This window comes from Saccharophagus degradans 2-40, assembly GCF_000013665.1.
GTDB classification, from domain to species: domain Bacteria; phylum Pseudomonadota; class Gammaproteobacteria; order Pseudomonadales; family Cellvibrionaceae; genus Saccharophagus; species Saccharophagus degradans.
This window is the reverse complement of the sequence record NC_007912.1, coordinates 1,257,111-1,276,912: the sequence shown is the minus strand read 5'-3', so window position 1 is coordinate 1,276,912 and position 19,802 is coordinate 1,257,111. Positions and strand designations below refer to the sequence as shown.

The 19,802-nt window shown below is 46.6% G+C and carries 11 protein-coding genes; 2 read left to right on the top strand and 9 right to left on the bottom strand.

Annotated elements, in window-relative coordinates:
* Window positions 1–428: 428 nt before the first annotated feature.
* Window positions 429–1,094 carry a LuxR C-terminal-related transcriptional regulator gene (locus SDE_RS05230; protein ID WP_011467476.1) on the top strand — a complete coding sequence of 222 codons (666 nt, stop codon included), beginning with the start codon at window positions 429–431 and terminating at the stop codon, window positions 1,092–1,094.
* Window positions 1,095–1,275: 181 nt separating this feature from the next.
* Window positions 1,276–4,116, top strand: coding sequence for an excinuclease ABC subunit UvrA (gene uvrA, locus SDE_RS05225; protein ID WP_011467475.1), 2,841 nt, complete (start codon window positions 1,276–1,278; stop codon window positions 4,114–4,116).
* Window positions 4,117–4,191: 75 nt separating this feature from the next.
* On the opposite strand, the gene pckA is transcribed toward uvrA, so the two are convergent.
* The 9 genes from pckA to SDE_RS05180 all read right to left on the bottom strand — a co-directional run bounded on the left by pckA (window position 4,192) and on the right by SDE_RS05180 (window position 19,782).
* On the bottom strand, window positions 4,192–5,847 hold the full coding sequence (gene pckA / locus SDE_RS05220) for a phosphoenolpyruvate carboxykinase (ATP) (RefSeq protein WP_011467474.1): 1,656 nt from the start codon (window positions 5,845–5,847) through the stop codon (window positions 4,192–4,194).
* A gap of 217 nt (window positions 5,848–6,064) precedes the next feature.
* Entirely contained in the window at window positions 6,065–7,615 is a 1,551-nt protein-coding gene (locus tag SDE_RS05215) for a glycogen synthase (RefSeq protein WP_011467473.1), read from the bottom strand.
* A 1-nt stretch (window position 7,616) separates the two neighbouring features.
* Entirely contained in the window at window positions 7,617–8,894 is a 1,278-nt protein-coding gene (glgC, locus tag SDE_RS05210) for a glucose-1-phosphate adenylyltransferase (RefSeq protein ID WP_011467472.1), read from the bottom strand.
* Between the two features lie 64 nt (window positions 8,895–8,958).
* The gene (locus tag SDE_RS05205; protein WP_011467471.1) at window positions 8,959–11,409 is read right to left on the bottom strand and encodes a glycogen/starch/alpha-glucan phosphorylase; all 2,451 of its coding nucleotides are present in this window, start codon (window positions 11,407–11,409) and stop codon (window positions 8,959–8,961) included.
* A 59-nt stretch (window positions 11,410–11,468) separates the two neighbouring features.
* Window positions 11,469–13,619, bottom strand: coding sequence for a glycogen debranching protein GlgX (gene glgX / locus SDE_RS05200; protein ID WP_011467470.1), 2,151 nt, complete (start codon window positions 13,617–13,619; stop codon window positions 11,469–11,471).
* Window positions 13,620–13,653: 34 nt separating this feature from the next.
* A complete protein-coding gene (gene glgB / locus SDE_RS05195; RefSeq protein ID WP_011467469.1) occupies window positions 13,654–15,843 on the bottom strand; it encodes a 1,4-alpha-glucan branching protein GlgB in 2,190 nt (729 codons plus the stop codon).
* 7 nt (window positions 15,844–15,850) lie between these two features.
* Window positions 15,851–18,025: a 4-alpha-glucanotransferase gene (gene malQ, locus SDE_RS05190; RefSeq protein WP_011467468.1), complete on the bottom strand. Its 2,175-nt coding sequence runs from the start codon at window positions 18,023–18,025 to the stop codon at window positions 15,851–15,853.
* Window positions 18,026–18,330: 305 nt separating this feature from the next.
* Window positions 18,331–18,729 (bottom strand): 50S ribosomal protein L17, encoded by a 399-nt coding sequence (rplQ, locus tag SDE_RS05185; protein WP_011467467.1) that lies wholly within the window; start codon window positions 18,727–18,729, stop codon window positions 18,331–18,333.
* Window positions 18,730–18,792: 63 nt separating this feature from the next.
* Window positions 18,793–19,782 carry a DNA-directed RNA polymerase subunit alpha gene (locus SDE_RS05180; RefSeq protein ID WP_011467466.1) on the bottom strand — a complete coding sequence of 330 codons (990 nt, stop codon included), beginning with the start codon at window positions 19,780–19,782 and terminating at the stop codon, window positions 18,793–18,795.
* Window positions 19,783–19,802: the final 20 nt, after the last annotated feature.

The window sequence follows — 19,802 nt, the reverse complement described above, 5'->3', positions numbered from 1 at the left end:
CAAAAAAGGCGTGCATTTTAACAGACCGGAGGACAATAGGCTGCTGCGAATACCCACCAAGTTGTCATATTCAAAATAAAACTTCTATTAAACTATTGCGCCCAACAAATGAGACGTACGCCAACAATACCGCCACTAAGGTCATCATAGCGTTCATCGGTTGGTCTTTTTTGTATTGCAACCTACAGAAATGCGGTACAATGCCGAAATATTGGCGCTTTTTTGCCTTTTTTAACCATATAATTATCATTCACTTCGCTGCACCCACACACTTTAAGTGTGCCTGTTGATATTGGACGTCAACCCTGATTGAGCATTATCAGGTCTATCTGTAGTGGTCTGGCAGTCCAAAGTAAATGTACTAAAATAAAAATCTGCAGCTGAGACACCTCAGCCCTATTGCAGTGTGAAACAACCTAGGTAAATTCGTGTTGACAGAAGCAAACCAAGCAGCGTTAGACAACAATGGCATTGCCCTGTGCTCCCCCAAAAGCAGCTTGCAAACTGGCCTACTCGCAAAGCTAATTGCTGACGAGCTGAAGCTAGACTGCACCGTGTACAAAGCTTTAAAAGATATACCTAGCGCACCCCGCGTATTGCTCATTGACTGCCAAGGTCAAGACATCGCCGCGCTGCGCGATATAGCGCACGCCTATCACGAACAACACAGTGAAGGCACTGCAGCACTTTTAAATGCCGAATATGCCAGCGAGCATGAGAGCATCTTAGACTGGCCCTGTATGTCGGGCATATTTTACGTCGACTCAGACCAACAACAGCTTATTCGTGGCCTACAATGCCTGCTAGATGGCGATTACTGGGTACCACGCAGATTGCTGCATCACTTTTTGGACAAGAACCGACGCGCGCCAAGTAAAGTGGCCCACCCGGATGTAAAACTCACTCGCCGTGAACGCCAAATTTTAAAACTAATTAAAGACGGCGCCACCAATGCGGATATCTCCACCGCATTAAAAGTGAGTGAACACACAGTAAAAAGTCACCTTTACAACGTGTATAAAAAAATAGGCGTGCGCAATCGTCTAGAGGCCAGTAACTGGGTTCGCGACCTAAGCGAAGCAGATCTTATCTAGCCCTTTCTTTTTAGAAGGGCTCTCCCAACTCAAACCATTCCCTAAAGAAGTCCGTCTTTTTCCATCTTGCGTATAAGTGACTGGCGAAACCCTCGCCAAAAGCGCTTATACTGTTGGGCTTTGCTAAACAGCAGTACAAAGCACTCAGAAATACACAAACACAAAATCGGGATTTCACGACGTGGATAAAATCGTAGTACGTGGCGCGCGCACCCATAACCTCAAAAATGTTGATATCGACCTCCCCCGCGATAAGCTTATTGTTATCACCGGCCTATCTGGCTCGGGGAAATCGTCTCTGGCATTCGACACACTGTATGCAGAGGGGCAAAGACGCTATGTAGAATCGCTCTCTACCTATGCGCGCCAATTTCTATCGATGATGGAAAAGCCCGATGTCGATCACATAGAAGGCTTAAGCCCTGCCATTTCTATTGAGCAAAAATCTACCTCTCACAACCCCCGCTCTACCGTGGGTACCATCACCGAAATATACGACTACCTGCGCTTACTGTTTGCCCGCGTAGGCGAGCCTCGCTGCCCCGAGCACGGCGAGCCACTGGCTGCTCAAACCATTTCGCAAATGGTAGATACCGTACTAAAACTGCCCGAAGGCAGTAAGGTTATGCTGCTTGCGCCGGTAGTAAAAGATCGCAAAGGTGAGCACTTACATACACTAGATGGCTTGCGACGAGACGGTTTTATTCGCGCCCGTATAGACGGCATAGTGGTAGACCTAGACGACGCGCCAGAATTAGACAAAAAGAAAAAGCACACAATTGAAGTAATTGTGGATCGCTTTAAGGTGCGCGATGACCTGCAAATTCGATTGGCGGAATCCTTTGAAACAGCTGTAAACCTCGCCGAGGGCATTGCCATTATTGCCGATATGGATGGCGATCGCCCCGACCAAGTATTCTCTGCCAAGCACGCCTGCCCAGTATGTGACTACTCACTTACAGAGCTAGAGCCGCGCTTATTCTCATTCAACAACCCCGCAGGCGCCTGCCCCAGCTGTGACGGCCTTGGGGTAAAACAGTATTTCGCCGAAGACCGAATAGTACAATTTCCCGAAGCCTCTCTCGCAGAAGGTGCCATTCGCAGCTGGGATAGACGCAACCTGTACTATTTCCACATGCTTTCGTCACTCGCAGAGCACTACGGCTTTGATGTAGAAAAACCGTGGAACAAGCTCGCCAAGAAACACCGCGAATGCATTCTGTACGGCTCAAAAGATGAGGTCATCGACTTTAGCTATGTGAATGACCGCGGCGACGTTTACAAACGCAGCCACACCTTTGAGGGGGTTATCCCCAATATGGATCGCCGCTACCGCGATACCGATTCTGCATCTGTGCGCGAAGAGCTAGCCAAATACCTCGCCACATCCAAATGCCCAGAGTGCGACGGCGCACGCTTGCGCAAAGACGCCCGCCATGTTTTTATCGACGATCGCACCTTGCCCGCTATCACCGAGCTACCAGTTGGCGACGCCTTCAACTATTTCAACAAGCTAAAATTTAAAGGCGCCAAACATGAGATTGCCGACAAAATTCTGAAAGAGCTGCGCGATCGCTTTAGCTTTTTGGTGGATGTTGGCCTTAACTACCTCACTCTAAACCGCAGCGCCGACACCCTATCCGGCGGTGAGGCTCAGCGCATTCGACTGGCCAGCCAAATAGGTGCTGGCCTTGTAGGCGTGATGTACATTCTCGACGAACCCTCCATTGGGTTGCATCAGCGCGACAACGACAGGCTGCTAAAAACCCTTACCCACCTGCGCGATTTAGGCAACACGGTAATTGTGGTAGAGCACGATGAAGATGCTATCCGTATGGCCGACTACATTGTTGATATTGGCCCTGGCGCGGGAGTGCACGGCGGCCAAGTAATCGCTCAGGGCACCTACGATAAAATCAAGAAGGCAAAGAATTCCCTTACCGCCGACTATCTTACCGGCCGTAAAAGCATTGCGATACCCAAGGTTCGCCACCCCGCGAAAGACGACACTTACCTCACCATTCGCGGCGCAAAGGGCAACAACCTAAGCGGCGTCGATGTATCCATACCTATCGGTGTTATGACCTGTGTAACGGGTGTTTCGGGCAGTGGTAAATCTACTCTAATTAACGGCACGCTTTACCCCGTAGCCGCGACCGTATTAAACAAAGCCAGCACCCTTACTGCGCAAGAGCACGACGGAATTGATGGCCTAGAGTTAATGGATAAGTGCGTCGATATAGACCAAAGCCCCATTGGCCGCACACCGCGCTCCAACCCCGCAACCTATACCGGCATTTTCACCCCAGTGCGCGAGCTCTTCGCCGGCACTCAAGAAGCGCGCTCGCGCGGCTATAAAGCAGGCCGATTCAGCTTTAACGTAAAGGGCGGTCGCTGCGAAGCCTGTCAGGGCGACGGTGTTGTGAAAGTAGAAATGCACTTTCTACCCGATGTGTATGTTCCCTGCGATGTGTGTAAAGGCAAACGCTACAACCGCGAGACCCTCGAAATAAAATACAAAGGCAAAAGCATTCACGAAGTGCTGGAAATGACCATTGAAGATGCGAACGAGTTCTTCGAAGCCATTCCTGCGGTATCCAAAAAGCTGCAAACGCTTATGGATGTGGGCTTAAGCTATATACGCCTAGGCCAAGCAGCTACCACATTATCTGGCGGTGAAGCACAGCGAGTGAAACTGGCTAAAGAGCTATCTAAACGCGACACAGGCAAAACCCTTTATATTCTTGATGAACCCACTACAGGCCTACACTTCCACGATATACAGCAGCTATTGGTGGTATTGCATCGCCTGCGCGATCACGGCAATACCATAGTGGTGATTGAGCACAACCTAGACGTTGTAAAAACAGCGGACTGGATTATTGATTTAGGCCCAGAAGGCGGCAGCGGCGGTGGCCAAATAGTGGCAGAAGGTACACCCGAGCAAATAGTTAAAGTAAAAGCCTCTCACACCGGCCGCTTCTTAAAACCTATGCTTAACGCAAAAAGCGTAACTAAATAGTATTCCGCCTTAACGGCGTAAATTAAAAATAGGCTATGTGCAGCAGTGTCTAACTGCTGCACTTTATTCCCTCCATTATTCAAACCCCGCCGGCCCTACCGCTTGTAAGTGCTGCCCCAAGGCTTCGCTGGTATATTTTTTAAAATTAGTGGCAAATAGTTTTGCCAATGCTTTCGCCTGCACATCCCAACCTCCAGCATTATGAGAAACCTGCGGGTCCAAGATAGCGCTATCTACCCCTGACAACTGCGTAGGGAATGCCAAATTAAAATAAGGCAATGTCGCGCAGGGGGCACTGTCGATAGAGCCATCCATAATGGCGTTGATTATGGCACGAGTATCTGGCAATGAAATGCGCTTCCCCTTGCCGTTCCAGCCAGTATTCACCAAATAAGCCTGCGTGCCATTCGCATGCATACGCTTGATCAATTCCCGCGCATAAACCGTAGGGTGTAAAGATAAAAACGCCTCGCCAAAGCAGGCAGAGAAAGTAGGACTAGGCTCGGTTACCCCCAGCTCGGTGCCCGCTACCTTTGAGGTAAAACCCGATAAAAAGTGGTACTGCGCCTGCTCGTCGGTAAGCTTACTTACTGGCGGAAACACACCAAAGGCATCGGCGGTAAGAAAGATAATTTTACGCGCGTGACCACCACGTGACACAGGCTTAACGCAATTTGGAATGTGATAAATAGGGTAAGACACTCGCGTATTTTGCGTTTTACTTACATCGCTATAATCCACCTCGCCATTCGCATCCACTGCAACATTTTCAAGCAGTGCATCTCGCCGAATTGCGCGAAAGATATCGGGTTCGTTTTGCTCACTTAAATCAATGGTTTTAGCGTAGCAGCCGCCCTCTAAATTAAATACGCCTTCGTCATCCCACCCCAACTCATCGTCGCCAATGAGAGCGCGCTGAGGGTCTGCTGAGAGTGTTGTTTTGCCCGTGCCAGACAAGCCAAAGAAAACGGCCACATCGCCATCGCTACCAACATTGGCAGAGGCGTGCATGGAGGCTCGGCCATGTAGTGGCAAGTAATAATTCATTACCGAGAACATGCCTTTTTTCATTTCGCCACCATACCAGGTGCCGCCAATAAGCTGCATGTTTTCAGTTAAATTAAAGGCTACAAAATTTTCAGAGTTTAACCCCTGCTGCTGCCATTGCGTATTTACAGCCTTGGAAGCATTCAACACAACAAAGTCTGGAGTAAACGCATCAAGCTGCGCCTGGGTCGGACGAATAAACATATTAGTAACAAAGTGCGCCTGCCACGCCACCTCTGTAACAAATCGTACACTTACGCGCACATCGTCGCTGGCACCGCAAAATGCATCCACAACATACAGCGGCTTATTATTAAGTTGATTGGTACACACTGCTTTTAGTCTGGTCCACGTACTTTGATCCATAGGATGGTTATCGTTAGACGCGGCATCGCTGGGCCACCAAACATTCGCCGATGCTTTTTCATCTTTAACAATATATTTATCCTTCGGCGACCGACCAGTAAAAACGCCAGTATCTACATTCACTGCACCGGTTTTGGTTAAAATACCGCGCTCGCAGCCTTGTAAATTTTCATCTAACTCATTCCTGTACAACATGTCGTAACTAGGGTTGCGCACAATTTCGCTTGCGCTTATACCCAGATTAGCTAAAAACACAGACACATCAGAAGCGAAAGGCGCACCTATTTTAAAATTCGTTTGCTGCTCGTTTAGTGCCATATACCTTCTCCCGCGTTTTATCGCTTCAAGTCACCTTCCAATAAGCTTTCAATATATTTCCAAAAGCCGCCAATAACGCAACCGTTATTGCAGCTACACTTTAAGTATAGCTTAGCGCTGCAAGGTGTCAGGTAGTTGACCAAATCTAGAAAATAAAAAAACGCCCTGAATTGGGCGTTTTACAAAAGTGTTATATTTACAACAAAATAGGCGTTAACTAGCCATAGAGTTTAGCTATATATTCTTTTGCGCTCTCGGCCCAAGTAAAGCGCGTGCTTTTCGCTTGCACACTTATTTTTTTATAAGCTTCAGGCTGCTTATGGTATAGCGCGAGTGCATCATCAAAACAGCGCTGCATATTCACCACTCGCTCGGCATCGTTAGCGCCGTCGAATACAAAACCATTCGCGTGATGAGTAACGGTATCTTTTAAGCCTCCCACACTGCTTACTAAACAGGGCTGCCCCGCGCGCATCGCTAACAACTGGCTAATTCCGCATGGCTCGAATGAGCTTGGCATTAAGAATAAATCACCATAGTGATACAGCAATTCAGATAAGGTCTCTTCGTAACCATTTAAAAATATAAAGTTGGCGTACTGCCCTGCGAGCTTAGTGAGTGCCGCTTCGTAGTGCGCAGCCCCAGAGCCAAGCATTATGAATACGCCGTCTTTGCCTAGCGAATCCAACATATTGGCCAATGCTATTTTGCCGTTTGGAGCGGGCGAAAAAAGCAACCTTACTTTTTGCTCGGTTATTCGCCCAACAGAGGTGACCGTAATACCCTTCGCTTTTTCGGCCCAAGTAAGTAAACGCCTGTCTGCCAAGTAGTGTGTGCTACTTAACTGTACGCTTGCCCCCATCCACTTTTCTACGGCAGCTAACGCTGTTGCCACCACAGTTTTTTTGGAAGGTTTTCGCGGGCTTTTAGCAGGGTAATTACAACCATTAAGAATGCCAAACAGCGCGTTCCTATCGGCTTTTTCTTGTAAATCTGCCTGTAAACGCTCGCCGCCAAACACGCCTTGCTCGGTATCGCTAGGCTGTAAAATTTCGCTCGCATAAGTAGGCGACACAGTGTGCACCACATCAGCTAAACGAATGGCCGCACGCATGGGGTTCACACAATTGCGATAGTCGGGGTCATAAATATCTGAAAGCTCGCCAGATAAATTAGGAAACCATGCGTGTAACGATGAGGGGTCACTCGTAAGCGGTCGTACGCCCTGCATGGCTAAATTATGAATGGTGTAAACAATTTTGATTGGAGCTAAACGCGCATAGTCCGCACAACGTCGAGTTAGCATTGGCAAAAAGCCAGTATGCCAATCGTGACAATGAATAACACTTGGCATTGCCAATACGTCTGTTAGTAATGCCGTAGCTACCGACGCGCAAAACAAAGCAAATTTATTAGCATCCGTTGCAAAGGGGCGATCGTTACTATCGTCGCAATATACGCGCTCACCCTGTGGCGCAAAATCGGGGTGATGAAAAATGTACACTTGCTCTGGGTGAGCGCTGTCAACTAAACGCAACAGCTCTACACTCTTCACAATACCACCAAACATAACCTTGAGCGTAGCAACGGCTTCCAACTGAGGCAGTCGCGCTAAAAAGCCATAGGAAGGCATTGCAACCATAACGTCGCACCCAGCCTCGTTTAGCACTGGCGGTAGATCTCGAATTACATCACCCACACCACCAACTTTCGCCCCGGCAAAACGCCCGTTTTCTGCCGCGAGCATTAATACTTTGTGTCTAACCATATTATTTCGCTGACGTACCCGCAGGTTGCTGACCAAGCATTTCTCGTGTTACCAACGTAACGCCTTTTTTCGTTACACGAAAGCCGCGCGCCTTATCGTGCTCGTGATCGTGCCCAATAATCATGCCCTCGGGAATCACACACGCACTATCAATAATGGCTTTTTTAATTTTAGCACTGCGATGTACTTCTACTTCGGGTAACAAAACAGATTCTTCTATTTCTGCATAGGAATGAATATGCACATCAGAAAATAAAAGTGAACTCTTAACTTTGCCCCCAGAAACAATACAGCCACCCGACACCATAGAGTCGACGGCGTAGCCTCTTCTCGAATCGTCATCGAATACAAATTTTGCTGGCGGCAACTGAGTTTGATAAGTCCAAATTGGCCAGTCGTGATTGTAGAGGTTTAGCGAAGGGTTAGGCGAAACCAATTCCATATTGGCTTCCCAGAAGGAATCCAAGGTACCTACATCGCGCCAGTAGGCCGTTTCGTTGGTATCGTGATCGCGAAAACGGTAAGCAGAAACTAATTTTTCGGCAATAATGTTTGGAATAATATTTTTGCCAAAGTCGTGTTCAGAATCTGGGTCGGCGGCATCTTTACGCAATTGGTCAAATAGGAACTCGGTGTTAAACACATAGTTACCCATAGAAGCCAAGGTGTAACCGGGTTTATTTGCCAACTCGGTTGGGCGCTGAGGCTTTTCATCAAAACGAATAATGCGGTTGTCATCGTCTACGGTCATTACACCAAACGAGCCGGCCGCTTCTTCAATGGGTACTTCGATACAAGACACAGTTAAATCTGCGCCTGTTTCAACATGGTGCGCAATAATTGCACCGTAGTCCATTTGATATACGTGATCGCCAGACAGCACCAAAATATATTTTGGCGCTTCGGCTTGTAGAATATCTAAGTTTTGATAAATCGCATCGGCTGTGCCCTGATACCAGTTAGGAGAATAACGCTGCGAGGCAGGTAATATTTCTACATATTCACCAAACTCTTTTTTAAACGAGCTCCAACCGCGAATTACATGGCGAATAAGCGAGTGCGCTTTATATTGAGTTAGGATACCTATACGACGGATGCCCGAATTGACGCAATTGGATAGTGGAAAATCAATAATTCTAAACTTTCCGCCAAAATGCAGTGCTGGCTTTGCCCTCCAATCTGTTAGTTCGTGTAGGCGGCTCCCGCGGCCACCCGCTAACACTAATGCTACTGTATCGCGGGTTAAACGACTAACATAGCGTGAATTCGGGTCAAGCATTTATTATCTCCTTATTGCCGGTGTATCTGAGCAAATAATATTTTAGTTATTAATGTTTCTTGCTTTACTTTACCTTCCAAATTTCTTTGGCGTACTCACTAATGGTTCTGTCACTGGAAAAGCGCCCGCTTCTTGCGGTGTTCATAATACTGGATGTAACCCAACTATCACGATCTTGGTATGCGCGTGCAGCTGCAGCTTGGGCATCTATATAGCTTCTAAAGTCGGCCGCAACCATCCAAGGGTCATTTGCGTTACGAATACTATGTAGAATAGGGTCGAATATATTGGGTTCAAACATACTAAAATGTCCGCACTCAATCAATTTAATTACCCGCGCTAAATCTTCATCTTGCTCTATTATCGAACAAGGTGAGTGATGTAACCGGTATTGAGGAATATCTTCCACTCGCAAGCCAAACAAAAAGAAATGCTCCGGCCCTACTGCATCCATTATTTCAATGTTGGCGCCATCGTAAGTACCGATAGTTAGCGCGCCATTCATCATAAATTTCATATTGCCCGTACCGGAGGCTTCTTTACCGGCAGTGGATATTTGCTCGGAAAGATCTGTGGCAGGACAAATTATTTCCATAGAGCTTACGCGATAGTTTGGAATAAATGCCAGCTTTAATTTTTTAGCTACGCGTTCGTCTGCATTTACAACTTTTGCCACATTATTAGTAAGTTTAATAATTAGCTTGGCCAACACATAACCTGGGGCTGCCTTACCGCCTATTAACACACAACGCGGGTCAACATCATCGCCATCACCGCGAGTAATTTTATCGTACAAATGAATAACGTGAAGAATATTTAATAATTGACGCTTGTACTCGTGAATGCGTTTCACCTGCACATCAAACAACCATTCAGGGTTAAAATCTACATCACATTTTTGTTTCACTAAAGAAGCCAATTTAACTTTATTGGCTTGTTTTACTGCGTGCCACTTATCGCGAAACAATTTATCTTCGGCAAATTTCTCAAGCTTTACAATATCGGAAAGGTCGGTTACCCACTTATCACCAATTGAACCCGATATAAGCGTAGCCAAATCTTTATTACAGTGCGCCAACCACCTTCTAGGCGTAACACCATTAGTTTTGTTATTAAATTTGTGCGGCCACAGTTGATAAAAGTCATTAAATAAACCGTCAACCAATAATTGCGAGTGAAGCGCAGCTACGCCGTTTACAGAGAAGCTACCTACAATGGCTAAGTAAGCCATTCTTACATAGCTTTCGTGGCCGTCTTCAATAATAGACATGCGACGTTGACGCGCGGTATCGCCAGGCCAGCGATGAGCAACCTCGGCCATAAAGCGAGCGTTAATTTCGTAAATAATATCTAGCAAGCGAGGCAATAGCTCACCTACAAGTCTTACCGACCATTTCTCTAGTGCTTCAGGTAATAAAGTGTGATTGGTGTACGCCATGGTTTGCGTTGTTATCGCCCACGCTTCATCCCACTCTAACCAATAGTCATCCATAAGGATGCGCATTAGCTCTGCAACGGCGAGTGTTGGGTGTGTATCATTTAATTGGAAACAGCGTTGCTTTGCAAAATTGGTAAAATCTTCGCCGTTTTCCTTCACCCAGTCGGCGATAACATCCTGCAAGCTCGCAGAGGCTAAAAAGTACTGTTGACGCAAGCGCAGCTCTTTGCCGTTTTCGCTTGAATCATTCGGGTAGAGCACCATGGTAATTTGCTCGGCCTTATTTTTTTCTGCAACCGCATCGGCGTAATCCCCTTCGTTAAACTCTTGCAAGTTAAACTCATCGGTCGCTTCGGCCTTCCAAAGTCGCAAAGTGTTTACCGTGTCATTTTGGTAACCAGGGATAGGCATATCAAAAGGTACAGCGAGTACATCCCGTGTATTTACCCAGCGCGCACATTCTTTGCCATTATCGTTTTTGTAAAACTCTGTGTGGCCATAAAACTTGATATGTCGCACATGGTCCGGGCGTTCTATTTCCCACGGGTTGCCATCTCGCAACCAATGATCTGGCTGTTCAACTTGTCGCCCTTCGCGCAAACTTTGGTGAAACATGCCGTATTCGTAACGAATACCGTAGCCCATTACGGGCAGTTGCAAACTCGCGCAGCTATCCATAAAACAGGCTGCTAAGCGGCCCAAGCCACCATTACCTAAGCCCGCGTCTTTTTCTTCGCCTTCTAACTCCTCTAAATCTGCACCGAACTCCATTAGGGATTTTTTGACCGACTCTTCCATATCTAAGTTAAGCATGGCATTGGATAAGCTGCGCCCCAATAAAAACTCCAACGACAAATAAAATACTTTTTTAGATTTAGCTAAGTTTTCTTTTTCTACCGTCAATCGCCAGCGCTCCATTAGACGATCTCTAACCGTGTAGGCAAGCGCTTCTAATAAATAGCCCTTATCGGCGTCGCTATCGAAACGACCTAGGGTGAAATTGTAATGGCGATGCAGATCTTGACTAACTTGTTTTTCATCATTACTTAATTTGGGAAGTGGCAATTTGGAGTTCATAGCATTTACCTTAGTGCAAATAGAACTGATAACTTTTATGCGTAGCGCCTAGCTTGTGGCTAGTCACGCTCATCCTGACCATCGAACAACGCTTTAAGCAAGCAAAGAGATTTATGCATTAGTGGCACCTCTCCTCTTGGCTCGTAACATGAGGGAACCCCTTGGCCATCAATAAACCGTGTATCGACCAAGCATTTCCAACCAATTACATTTTCATCTTCAGGCAAGCGAAACAACACGTCGTCATTACCTGAATTAAATAGAACTAATAGGCGCTCTGATTTTTTATCTGAATCTTCCGCCACAGGAATTTTTTCTAACACCCAGCCGAGACAATGCGCGTGCTGCTCCGCCCATTGAGCATCTTTCATGGGCTCGCCGTAACTGTTTATCCAGTTTACACACCAGCTTATTTTTCCGTCTGGCTCGTCGGGCTTATGAATATAACGTTGCGAAGTTAATAGTGGTGAGCTGCTTCGCACTTTAATTAAATGCGATACAAATTTGCTTAGGGCAATTTCCTTTTTGGTTAAGGCTTGCCAATCCAACCAGTTTATTTCGTTATCTTGGCAGTAGGCATTGTTGTTGCCTTTTTGCGAACGGCTCAGCTCATCGCCAGCCAACAACATGGGCGTGCCTTGCGATAAAAACAGTGTGGCGAGAAAATTGCGCTTTTGTCGTTCACGTACATACAAAATAGCATCATCATCTGTTTCGCCTTCAACGCCATAATTTTCGCTAAAATTCGAGTGATGACCGTCGCTATTTTGTTCGTTATTGGCTTCATTGTGGCGATTTTTATAGCTCACTAAATCGGCCAAAGTAAAACCATCGTGACTAGTTATAAAGTTCACACTGCTAGAGGGCTTTCTACCGGAGTGCTCAAACAAATCACTGGAGCCGTGAATGCGTCGCGCAAACTCTGGCAGCATACCGGGGTCACCTCGCCAGAAACGCCGACAGGTATCGCGGTAGCGGTCATTCCATTCAGACCAACCCGTAGGGTAATTACCAAGCTGGTAGCCGCCAGGGCCAATATCCCAAGGTTCTGCAATCATTTTCACAGAAGCTAACACTGGGTCTTGCTTGATAGCATCGAAAAAGCCGCTACCAGGATCAAAACCGTGCGACTCTCTACCAAGTACGGTTGCCAAATCGAAACGGAAGCCGTCTACTCCCATTTCCGTTACCCAATACCGCAGGCTGTCCATAACCATTTGTAAAACGCGCGGGTGCTTTAAGTTTAACGTGTTGCCGCAACCGGTATCGTTCACATAAAAACGCGAATCCTGCGCCTGTAAACAATAGTAGCTTGCGTTATCTATACCGCGAAACGAAAGCGTTGGTCCCAAATGGTTACCTTCTGAAGTGTGGTTATAAACCACATCTAAAATAACCTCTAGCCCGGCTTCGTGTGCGGCTTGGGTAAAATGTCGAAATTCAGCTGGGTCACCATCATTCAAGTAACCAGAGTGAGGGGCAAAAAAGTGCAGTGAATTATAGCCCCAATAGTTAGACAAACCCTGGGCCGTAAGAAAGGACTCATCGATAAAACCGTGTACAGGAAGTAATTCAATTGCCGTTACGCCTAACTCTTTTATATAAGCTAGATTTTCTGGGTGAGCTAACCCTGCGAACGTGCCCCTTGCGCTTGAAGGGATAGCCAGATTCAACTGGGTAAAACCTTTTACGTGCGTTTCGTAAATAATTGTTTTGTGCCACGGCACTTGAGGTCGAGCTTCACTAATTCGTTCTTTATCACTCAAGCTTAGTGGCGCAACAACAACACATTTCGGCATATCCCTGCTGTTATCGCGCTTATCTTTCACCAAGTCTTGCCGAGGATTATCTGCATCATAGCCGTACATTATGCTCGACCAATGAAAAGCGCCGTCAATTCGCTTGGCATAGGGGTCTAAAAGTAGTTTATTGGGGTTAAACCTATGGCCGCGCTGCGGCTCGTAGGGGCCGTACACTCGGTAACCGTATAATGCGCCAGCGTGAACCCCCTCAACAAACCCATGCCACACATGGTCAGTATTACCCGGCAACATAATGCGCGCAGTTTCCGTCTGCCCCATCTCATCGAATAAACACAGCTCTACTTTTTCTGCGTGCTCGGAAAATATTGCGAAATTGGTGCCTTGCGCACTTACCGTAGCGCCCATAGGAAAAGAACGGCCTTCGGAAACGCTATAACCTTCACTCATTGTGCCCACTACCTTAGACAATAAATATTGTCAGTTATGAGTCCAGCTGAAAAACCACCGCTGCTAATGCAGGAATATTAATAGAAACAGATTGCGGCCGCTGGTGCCATGCAATCTCTTCGCTGTGTACCCCACCTTCATTACCTAAATTACTTCCGCCAAACAACTCACTATCTGTGTTTAATAATTCACGGTAATAACCCGGTTGATTCACGCCTACCCGATAGCCTTCTCTCGCTACAGGTGTAAAGTTGGCCACCACCAACACTGGCTTTTCGTCTTTTGCCTTCCTTAAAAAAGCAAAGATGGAGTTATGTCTATCGTCCGCTTCAACCCATTCAAATCCGCTCGACATACAATCTTCTTTGTAGAGCGCAGGCACATCTGTATAGAGTCGATTTAACGATTTAACAAGAGTTTGGATTCCACTGTGATAATCTATTTCTAGCTGGTGCCAACTCAAGCTTGTGTCGTGGTTCCATTCCATACCCTGAGCAAACTCGCCCCCCATAAACAGCAGTTTTTTGCCGGGGTGCGTCCACATAAACGCGTAATAGGCGCGCAAATTTGCAAATTGCTGCCAAGCATCCCCGGGCATGCGCCCCAGCAGCGAACGCTTACCGTGCACCACTTCATCGTGGCTTAGCGGTAAAACAAAGTTTTCACTAAAGGCATAGTGCAAACTAAATGTCATGTCGTGATGGTGGTACTGCCTGTGGATCGGCTCTTTGCTAATGTACTGCAAACTGTCGTTCATCCAGCCCATATTCCATTTGTAACCAAAGCCTAGACCACCACAAGAGGTTGGGCTAGAAACGCCCGGCCAAGCCGTGGATTCTTCTGCCACCATCATTGCGTGAGGAAAACGTTTATAGACCCTTTCGTTAACCAGCCGCAAAAAATCTATTGCTTCTAAGTTTTCTCTGCCACCGTAGGAATTTGGTAGCCACTCGCCGTCCTTCCTACTGTAGTCTAAGTAGAGCATAGAGGCGACAGCATCAACACGAAGACCATCGATATGATACTGCTCCAACCAGAACAAAGCGTTCGCCATCAAAAACGATTTAACTTCATGGCGCCCATAGTTATATATGTAGGTGTTCCAGTCTGGGTGAAACCCTTGTCGACTGTCAGCATGCTCATACAGTGGTGTGCCATCAAACAAGCCCAAACCGTGGCTATCCGTAGGGAAGTGCCCAGGCACCCAATCTATTAAAACGGCTAAATCATTTTGGTGGCAGCAATCTACGAAGTACTTAAAATCTTCTGGCGAGCCAAAGCGGCTAGTCGGCGCATAAAGTCCAACAGGCTGATAACCCCATGAACCATCAAATGGAAATTCGCTTATTGGCATTAGCTGTATATGAGTGAACCCCATTGATTTCACATAGGGAATTAAATCTGCGGCTAATTCTTTATAGCTAAGGTAACGATTGTCTTCTTCAACTACGCGCTTCCACGAGCCCAAATGCACTTCGTAAATAGAAATGGGACGATCGCGTTGCGTCCAGTTATTTGCTTTTGCAAACCATTCAGCATCGTTCCATTCGTATCTATCTAACACCGATACAACCGATGCCTGCTCTGGTGGCTTTTGCGCTGCGAAACCGTAAGGGTCGGCCTTGTGAGGCAAGCAATCGCCACTATGATTTCTAATTTCGTACTTGTATAGCGCACCCTCGCCAAGGTAAGGAATAAACAATTCCCAAATACCCGAAGGTATATGTTTGCGCATGACATGTGCACGGCCTTGCCAAAAGTTAAAATCACCTACCACGGCGACGGTTTTCGCATTTGGCGCCCACACAGTGAACCTGCAACCAGGCACACCGTCAACCTCTGTTGGGTGCGCACCAAAAAGGCGGTATGCCTGTTCGTAAGTCCCCTCCCCAAAAAGATATAGGTCTCCCTCAGGTATCGTACTGCCGAAGCGATACATATCTTCTACATCAAATTCTTTGTCGCCATAACCAACCGTAAAATAATAGCTTGGCTTTTCACTACAATTACAATTTGCCTCGAAAAAGCCCTCTTCATTGCGCATTACAGCCTCAGCAAGTACCGAGCCGTCTAACTTACTCTTTACCTGCAACGTTTTAGCTGCAGGGAAAAATGCACGTATTACATACCCATTTTTTTGAGCGTGAGGACCGAGAACAGCAAAAACATCGTGATATTCGCCTTGAACAATTTCTTTTATTATTTCTGGAGTAATGCTTAGCATAATCCTTTTAATTTCCCTTATTTTTTCGTGTATTGCTAATGCTCTTTAACAAATCGGTAACGGCAGTATTTTTTTCTAGATCTTCAACGGACAATTTGAGTTTGCGCTGCCAGTTTGGGTACTCTTGGTATGTACCAGGCACGTTTACTGGATCGGTCATTAACATTAAGTCCTCCAGCTGAATCACATATAACTTAGAGTTAACTTGCGCCATCCACTTCATAATAGAAAAGACCAAATTTTGGTCTGCTGTTTCATGCACGCTTTTATCGTGCCAACTATTTGGCAAAAAGCCATCTCGATTGAGCTGAGCAAATAGATCTTCTTTTTCTTGTCGACGCTCATCCAGCAGCGCATCGAGATTCGCCCCTTCGCCTAGGGTATCTAAATCTCGCCTCAATAGAATATCCTGCCCGTTCCACCAGCTTGCGAGCGTCGGCACGTCATGATTGTTTATCATTGCTAGGGCAAACGAATCGTAGTGACTGGGCGGCTTAAAGGAAGTAGGCCCAGTGCGCTCAAAATAAAAGACTTTATTCGACACCACACCAGCTGCAGACATTGTTTCTCTAAAGTTATGAGGAACAATCCCTAGGTCTTCACCAATAACAACACAGTTGTTTAAATGGCTTTCGAGCTTTAACAAAGCTATTAACTCTTCAAAGGGGTAGTAAACGTAAGCGCCATAATCTGCGGTTTTGCCCGGAGGGCACCACCACAGGCGCATCAACCCCATTGCATGGTCTATACGCAACGCTCCACAGCTAGCCATATTACTGCGCAATAATTCGCGAAAGTGCGCAAAGCCACTTTTCCTTAAGCCTGCGGGGTCCATCGGTGGCAAGCCCCAGTTCTGCCCAATGGCAGAGAAGGCGTCTGGTGGCGCTCCTGCCGCAGCTTTAGCACAAAACAAATGTTGGTTGCTCAACACCTCAGCACCGCCACGGTCTGCCCCAACGGCTAAGTCACGTATTATCCCTATAGGCATTTGCAACTGTTCAGCCAAAGCTTGGCACGCCGAAAACTGAACATGAGCTAACCACTGCTGGTAGTAGATACTGCGAATTTTGATTGCATATTGCTGTAAAGCTTCGCCTAACAGAGCGCTATTGGGCGCACTATCCATCACTTCCACTATTTGCTCAAAGGTACAGGCATCCGCTTTCATGACTTCAAAAAGCGCAAAGCGCTCTAGCACCGCACCATGAAGAGCCACAAATTGTTCAAACTCTTGCCGTCTAGATGCGTTCTCCGAGCCACGAGCAGCATCAAAAGTCATGAACATTCGCTCAAGCATATCCAACTTCAGTGCTCGCACAGCTGCATAGTCAACCAATGGCCGCTCTCTTAATTCTTCGATGCTGGCCTGAAGCTTGGCTTTCTCGGCATCTGACATAGCCGCCATTACACTGGCGAACTCTGGTACATCCTGTAGCGAAATATAAAGAGGGTTTATATGCCGCCTGTCAGAGGGGCTATATGGGCTGCAATGCGCTTCTATCTCTGGCAAGAGCGCGTGGAGGGGGTTTAAACCGATAGTATCAACGCCCTGATCGGCGCAAAATCGTATTAATTGTTTTAAATCATTAAAGTCGCCAACCCCCCAGTTTGTAGCGGATCGCAAAGTGTAAAGCTGGATAATAATACCGTGATAGCCGGCCTGATCTTGCAGCCAATCAGGCATCATTCCCCGCACGGGGAACATCGCAACAACAGTCGATTCAATCCTATCTTTCAGCTCTAGCTGTAAAGAGTAATAATTGGGAGGTAAATCGGGAAGAGGGAGTACCCGTCTTGTATAACGTGTATCACCGTAAATATAATCGCCGACCTCCTCCCCTGTAATCGGCTTAAATAATCCTTCTGCAACTAACTCGCCACTCGCTTCTTCTGTTAATACCCACTTTAGCTCTTTATCGACTATAGCTGGGTGGCAATTTATACCCAAACCGGCGCCGCTGCCGGCAGGTGTAATCGACAAAGGGGGCACCCAGGATTCCCAAGGGGCGACATCAAGGTCATACGCCGCGCGACTAACCAACGCATCAGAGGTTACGTCCACACCCATAGTGGAGAGCAGATTTTTGCGGTTTTCTAGGGAAACCTGAATATGCTCCCCTTTATAATTTATAAAATCTGGAGCAATACCGTGCCAGTAGAACAAGCGATCCAAATCACTCATAAAAGCTCAATCTCCTTAAGATAGCTATGCATCCTGATGCAAGCTTATTGCCAACATGACCTCACAGCCGAAAAAAGCGCGAAACCAACGAGCATTACCGCAACAACTGGTAGAGAATTAACACTTAATTCGTTAGCACGTTATCCTTCTGCACATCTAAACACATATATAACGTTTTCGCAGTTGATATTAGCAGAGGATTACAAAGACTGAATGGTCAAAGAACAAAAAGAAGGAAATAAAAGGCGGGATATAACGTAGACAAATATAGGCGAAAAAAAACCGGGCTAAGCCCGGTTTCTATTTTAATCTTCTGAGCTTTCTACTGGCTCAGCAGCTACAGGAGCTGGACGGTCCACTAGTTCAACATAAGCCATTGGAGCTTTGTCGCCGGCGCGGAAGCCGCACTTCATAATACGCAAGTAACCGCCAGGGCGACCTTCGTAACGTGGGCCTAACTCGTTAAAGAGCTTACCTACGGTAGCTTTATTACCCAAACGAGCAAACGCTAAACGACGGTTAGCTACTGAATCACTTTTAGATAAAGTGATAAGTGGCTCTGCGTAACGGCGAAGCTCTTTTGCTTTAGGCAAAGTCGTTTTGATTAATTCATGTTCAACCAACGACGTTACCATGTTTTTAAACATAGCTTTACGGTGAGAGCTATTTCTATTTAATTGACGTCCACTATGACGATGACGCATGACTCAATACCTTTCAAATCTTTGTTTCGAGCCGAGCTCACAGCTCAGCTCGTAACGAAATGATTAATCGTTGTTTTTCAAGCTAGCCGGTGGCCAGTTCTCCAAACGCATACCCAAAGATAGACCGCGCGAAGCAAGGATATCTTTGATTTCAGTAAGTGACTTTTTACCTAAGTTAGGAGTCTTAAGCAGCTCAACTTCTGTGCGCTGGATCAAGTCACCTATGTAGTAGATATTTTCAGCTTTTAAACAGTTCGCAGAACGTACTGTTAGCTCTAAATCGTCTACTGGGCGCAGTAAGACAGGATCAATCTGATCTTCTTTCTGCTCAGGCTCAGCTTCTTTCTCGCCTTCTAAGTCAACGAATACCGCTAACTGCTGTTGCAAGATAGTTGCTGCACGACGAATCGCCTCTTCTGGATCGATAGTTCCGTTTGTTTCCAAATCTAAAACTAACTTATCCAAGTCGGTACGCTGCTCTACGCGAGCACTTTCAACAGAGTAGGCCAAGCGGCGTACTGGGCTGAAAGATGCGTCTAATTGCAAACGACCAATAGCACGAGTTTCATCTTCGTCAGTTGCGCGAGCGTCAACTGGCTGATAGCCGCGACCACGAGATACGGTTAAACGCATGCTTAACGACGTATCTGAAGTGATGTTAGCTATTACTAACTCAGGATTTTTAATTTCAATATCGTGATCAACTTGAATATCGCCGGCGGTAACAGCACCAGGGCCTTGCTTACTAAGGCTAAGAACTGCTTGATCCTTACCGTGCATTACAACAGCGACATTTTTAAGGTTCAGAAGAATTTCGATCACATCTTCCTGTACACCTTCAATGGCACTGTATTCGTGTTGCACCCCGTCAATTTCAACTTCGGTAACAGCACAACCTGGCATTGAAGACAGGAGAATACGACGCAATGCGTTACCCAAGGTGTGACCGAAGCCACGCTCAAGCGGTTCTAAAACCACCTTAGCGCGAGTTGGACCCAATTCGGTTACATCAATGTGACGTGGAGTCAAAAATTCATTCACAGCACTCTGCATAGACACACCCGTTAGTGGTA

Coding starts and splice junctions, on each gene's coding strand:
- pckA (WP_011467474.1), bottom strand. CDS start 5,847: ATGGCACTAAACGAGCAGCAAACGAATTTTAAAATAGGTGCGCCTTTC.
- SDE_RS05215 (WP_011467473.1), bottom strand. CDS start 7,615: ATGGTTAGACACAAAGTATTAATGCTCGCGGCAGAAAACGGGCGTTTT.
- glgC (WP_011467472.1), bottom strand. CDS start 8,894: ATGCTTGACCCGAATTCACGCTATGTTAGTCGTTTAACCCGCGATACA.
- SDE_RS05205 (WP_011467471.1), bottom strand. CDS start 11,409: ATGAACTCCAAATTGCCACTTCCCAAATTAAGTAATGATGAAAAACAA.
- glgX (WP_011467470.1), bottom strand. CDS start 13,619: ATGAGTGAAGGTTATAGCGTTTCCGAAGGCCGTTCTTTTCCTATGGGC.
- glgB (WP_011467469.1), bottom strand. CDS start 15,843: ATGCTAAGCATTACTCCAGAAATAATAAAAGAAATTGTTCAAGGCGAA.
- malQ (WP_011467468.1), bottom strand. CDS start 18,025: ATGAGTGATTTGGATCGCTTGTTCTACTGGCACGGTATTGCTCCAGAT.
- rplQ (WP_011467467.1), bottom strand. CDS start 18,729: ATGCGTCATCGTCATAGTGGACGTCAATTAAATAGAAATAGCTCTCAC.
- SDE_RS05180 (WP_011467466.1), bottom strand. CDS start 19,782: ATGCAGAGTGCTGTGAATGAATTTTTGACTCCACGTCACATTGATGTA.